The following is a 3,788-nucleotide window of genomic DNA, read 5'->3' as shown; positions in this document are numbered from 1 at the left end:
CGCCGCCACCCCACCCGGCAACACCGCCAGCGCCGCGTCCTCCGACACATTCACCGCCACCATCGCCCCACCCTCAGGCAACGCCTCCATCAACGACGCCCGCGCCGCCACCAACCGCACCGCATCCCCAAGCGACAACACCCCCGCCACATGAGCCGCGACAACCTCACCAATCGAATGCCCCGCCACCACCTGCGGACGCACCCCGAACGACTCCAACAACCGCCACAACGCCACCTCCACCGCAAACAACGCAGGCTGCGCCCACCCCGTCCGCTCCAACCCCACCCCCGACTCAATCACCGGCCGCAGACCAGACCCGAACAGCCCACACACCTCATCCAACGCCCCCGCGAACACCGGAAACACCTGTGCCAGGCCAGCACCCATCCCCACCCGCTGCGCACCCTGACCCGTGAACACCACACCCAACCGACCATCCGAACCCGCCTCACCCGACACCACGAACGGCGACTCACGACCCTCCGCCAACGCCGCCAAACCCGCACCCAACCCCGACGGCAACACCACCGACCGGCACTCCCACAACCCACGACCCAACAACCCCGCCGCCACCGAGTCACCACCATCGACCAACGGCAACAACCGACCCGCCAGATCCGCCACCGCACCACGACTACGACCCGACAACACCCACGGCACCGAAACCGAAGCGCCCTGGGCGGCCGAGGCCGAGGCGTCCTGAGCGACCGGACCCGGGACAGACTCCTCCTGCGGTATGGCCACCGGCGGCTGTTCCAGCACCACATGCGCGTTCGTGCCGGAGACCCCGAACGCCGAGACCCCGGCGCGGCGCGGGCCGTCGCCGACCCACTCCCGCTGCTCGGTCAGCAACCGCACCGCACCCTCGGTCCAGTCCACATGGGACGATGGCGCGTCCACGTGCAGCGTGCGGGGCAGCACTCCGGCCCGCATCGCCATCACCATCTTGATGACGCCGGCCACCCCCGCCGCGGCCTGCGTGTGACCGATGTTGGACTTGATGGAACCCAGCCACAACGGCCGGTCCTCCGGCCGATCCTGCCCATACGTCGCCAACAACGCCTGCGCCTCGATCGGGTCACCGAGCTTCGTACCCGTCCCGTGCGCCTCCACCACATCCACCTCGGCCGGCGTCAGGCCCGCGTTGGCCAACGCCGCCCGGATCACCCGCTGCTGCGACGGACCATTCGGCGCGGTGAGCCCATTCGACGCACCGTCCTGGTTCACCGCAGAACCACGCACCACCGCGAGCACCCGATGCCCCAACCGGCGCGCGTCCGACAGCCGCTCCAGCAGCAGCATGCCGACACCCTCACCCCAACCCGTACCATCGGCCGCCTCGGCGAACGACTTGCACCGGCCGTCGGCCGCGAGGCCGCCCTGCCGGGAGAACTCCACGAACGCGGTCGGCTTCACCATCACTGCCGCGCCTCCGACCAGCGCCTGGTCGCACTCCCCGGCCCGCAGGGACTGGCCGGCGAGGTGCAGCGCGACCAGTGACGACGAGCACGCCGTGTCGACCGTGACGGCCGGGCCCTCGAAGCCGAAGAGGTAGGACAGCCGGCCGGACATCACGCTGGGCGCCTCTCCGGTGAGCTGGTACCCCTCGGAGGTGGCGAACGCCTCGCCGTACCCCGAGGGGCTGGCGCCGATGAAGACACCGGTGGCGCTGCCGCGCAGCGACTTCGGGTCGATACCCGCCCGCTCGAGGGTCTCCCACGACGTCTCCAGCAGCAACCGCTGCTGCGGATCCATCGCCAACGCCTCACGCGGCGAGATACCGAAGAACTCCGCGTCGAACGCACCGGCGTCGTCCAGGAAGCCGCCGGCGCTGGCGTAGAAGGTGCCCTGGCGTTCCGGGTCCGGGTCGTAGCGCTCGTGCCAGTCGGGGCCCCGGTCGTCGGGCAGGTCGGACACCACGTCGGCGCCGGCTTCCACCAGCCGCCACAGGTCATCCGGGGATTCCACACCACCCGGGTACCGGCAGCCCATGGCCACGATCGCCAGCGGTTCCCCGTTCGCCGCGACGGCCACGCGTACGGCGGTCGTGGCGGTGGTGCCGGCCAGCTGGTGGTACAGGTGCTCGGCCAGTGCCTGCGGCGTCGGATAGTCGAAGACCAGGCTGGCCGGCAGGCGCAGACCGGTCGCGGCGGCGAGCCGACCGCGCACCTCGACCGCGGTCAGCGAGTCGAAGCCCAACTCGCGGAAGGCCCGGTCGCCGACGATCTGGTCGGTCGACGCGTGGCCCAGCACGGCGGCGGCCTGGGTCCGGACGAGGTCGAGGACGAAGCGCACCGCGTCCGGCTCGGACATGCCGGCGAGCCGCTCCCCCAGCGCGGAGACGCCGGCCTGCTGCGGCTGCGGCTGCGCGGTGGCCTCGCCGACCTCCGGGATGTCCTCGATCAGCGGGCGGCGCCGCGCGATCGTGTACGTCGGCACGAAGCGGGCCCAGTCCACGTCGGCGACGGCGAGGAACGTCTCGTCGGCGTCGACGGCCTGGCGCAGGGCCGCCACCGCCAGCTCCGGCTGCATTTCCCGCATGCCGCGCCGGCGCAGCTGCTCCTCCAGGTCCACTTCGGACGCCATGCCGCCGCCGCCCCAGAATCCCCATGCGACCGAGGTGGCGGTGGCGCCACGGGCGCGGCGTGCGGCGGCGAGGGCGTCCAGGTGGGCGTTGCCGGCCGCGTACGCGCCCTGGCCGCCGCTACCCCACACGCCGGCGTTGGAGGAGAACAGCACGAAGGCGTCGAGATCGTCCCCGAGCGCCTGGTCCAGTGCCTGGGCGCCGGCCACCTTGGCCCGCACCACGTCGGCGAATTCGGCGGCCGTGGTGTCGGCGATCGGGGTGGCCTGCGGCACGCCCGCGGCATGGAAGGCGGCGCTGATCCGCTCACCCTGCTCGCGCAGGTCTCGAACGAGGGCGTGGACGGCTTCCGGGTCGGCGGTGTCGCACGCGGCGACGGTGACCCGCGCGCCGGCCGCGGTCAGCTCGGCGGTCAGGTCGGCGGCGCCCGGTGCGTCCGTGCCGCGCCGGCTGACCAGCACGAGGTGCTCGGCCCCGGCGGTGGCGAGCCAGCGGGCCACATGCCCGCCGAGCGCACCGGTACCACCGGTGATCAGTACCGTGTCGCGCGGCTGCCAACGGCCCTCGGCCGCACGGTCGAACGGCGCCCGGACCATCCGGCGGGCGAAGGATCCCGCCGGCCGCAACGCCACCTGGTCCTCCCCGGTGGCCCCGGAGAACGCGGCGACCAGCAGCTGGCCAGTGCGGTCATCCGGCTCGGCAGGCAGGTCGACCAGGCCACCCCAGCGCTGCGGCTCCTCCAGGCTGAACACCCGGCCGAAGCCCCAGATCTGCGCCTGGGCCGGCGCCCGTACCGCATCGTCCGCGCCGATCGTCACCGCACCCTGGGTGACCAGCCAGAGCGGCACCGAGAGGTCCAGGTCGATGAGCGCCTGCGCGAGGGCGAGCGTCGCCGTCATACCGAGCGAGCGGACCGGGTCGGCCGGGTCTGGCCGGTCGTCGAGGCCGAGCAGCGAGACGACCGCGTCGACCGGACCGGCCGAGAGGGCCTCGGCCAGGTCCGCACGGTCCGGCGAGGTCACCTCGACGATCCGCACGTTTGCGCCGTGCTCGGCGAGCAGTCCGGCGATGTCATCCTGCGGCGCGTCGGGTGGGGTGAGGATCAGCCAGTGGCCGGCCAGCGTCGCGGGCTGGGGTGCCGGCAGTGGCTTCCACGTGATGGTGTACCGCCAGGCGTCGATGACGCCGGAAGTCTGCTGAT

Annotated in this window: 1 protein-coding gene; it reads right to left on the bottom strand. The window is 72.7% G+C overall.

From position 1 onward, the window contains the following. A partial coding sequence (locus ABEA87_RS42065) for a type I polyketide synthase (RefSeq protein WP_345639400.1) occupies positions 1-3,788 on the bottom strand: 3,788 nt, incomplete at both ends.

This window comes from Rugosimonospora acidiphila, from assembly GCF_039543385.1.
In the GTDB taxonomy this organism is placed as follows: domain Bacteria; phylum Actinomycetota; class Actinomycetes; order Mycobacteriales; family Micromonosporaceae; genus Rugosimonospora; species Rugosimonospora acidiphila.
This window is presented reverse-complemented; position numbering and strand designations above follow the sequence as displayed.